At 47.1% G+C, this 1,235-nt stretch carries 1 protein-coding gene; it reads left to right on the top strand.

Features of this window, described 5'->3' with window-relative positions:
- On the top strand, positions 1–910 hold a 910-nt coding region (locus tag DFP97_RS30365; RefSeq protein ID WP_147275132.1), incomplete at its 5' end, for a transposase.
- Between the last annotated feature and the right edge of the window lie 325 nt (positions 911–1,235).

Genomic DNA, 1,235 nt, shown 5'->3' with positions numbered 1-1,235 from the left:
TCCGAAGGATGCACTTGTCATCGCTGATGTGGTCAGCCGAGGCTTTTACTATGAATACTCGCAACAGGCTATCGTTTTTCAAAGGTTGAAAACAATGATGAGTGACCGGGAATTTTGGGTGACGAATAGTGTACGGCTGCAGAACCGGATCATCCGCTGGTTAGACATTCGCTTCCCTGAGTATTTCTCGGTATTTAAAGACTGGACCTGCAAACGGTCCTTGGCTACGCTTAAAGAGTTTCCTTCTCCGCAGGATCTAGCGTCTCTGTCCGTATCAGAGGTGATTACAGGATGGAGAGAGCATATGAAGCGAGCCGGTGGCTCCACTGGCATACAGAAAGCTGCGCAGCTCATCGCTCACGCTAAGAGTAGTATAGGCGAAACGTCTGCCCTCGATGAAGCAAAGCAGGATTTGGGGCGGCTATTTCAAGAGTTCGAACGGATTGTTGAGATACTAGAAAGAATAGAAAAGGATATACATGTGTTACTCAGCGAAATTCCTATGGCCAATCAGCTTCGATCTATCGGCCTAGGCACGATCTGTATTGCAGCCATTCTATCAGGTGCTGGCGACCTTAGACAGTATGGCCATGGACGTCAATTATTGCGTAAGGCAGGCTTAAACCTGGCCGAAAGCACCTCGGGGAAGCGCAAGGGACAGATTGTGCTTTCTAAAAGAGGTGATGCTACGCTGCGAAAATATCTGTATCTGGCTACGCTCCAACTCGTTGGAAATAACCCTGTTTTCCGACAGTTGCATAAGAACAATGTTCAAGTCAAGCAAATGAAGAAGCACCAATCGGTATTTAAACTGATTGGTAAATTGGCACGAATCATCATCGGCATTGTTGGACGTGGAGAGACTTTCTCTCCTGAAAAAACTGCCCCGACATATATTCAAGCTGCTTAAGACAGATTAAACGATCACGTATATTGACTCATTCGCAGGATTTCACAAAGAAAGCACGGAGGACCGAGTTCGTACCCGATAAGGGCTCAGACCCGTCAGCTAAACGCTATCGGTCTCCACGCCTTGGTTAGGTGTAACGAAGGAATGTAAGGGCATAGACCCGTAGAGCTATGGGATGGTGAACCCCAAGGAAATTGTGGAGTATGCGTGCAGAAGAATTGTACTTGGAGAAATGTCCCACACGCTTCTTCTATTTCTGCATGCCCAAGACCAGAGCAACGGTGTCTAATGAGCTTGCTTTCTGAACAACAGCTGTATTCTATGG

The organism is Paenibacillus prosopidis, assembly GCF_003337375.1.
Classification (GTDB): domain Bacteria; phylum Bacillota; class Bacilli; order Paenibacillales; family Paenibacillaceae; genus Pristimantibacillus; species Pristimantibacillus prosopidis.
Note: the sequence above shows the minus strand (reverse complement) of the source record. Positions and strands in the feature narration are given on the sequence as shown.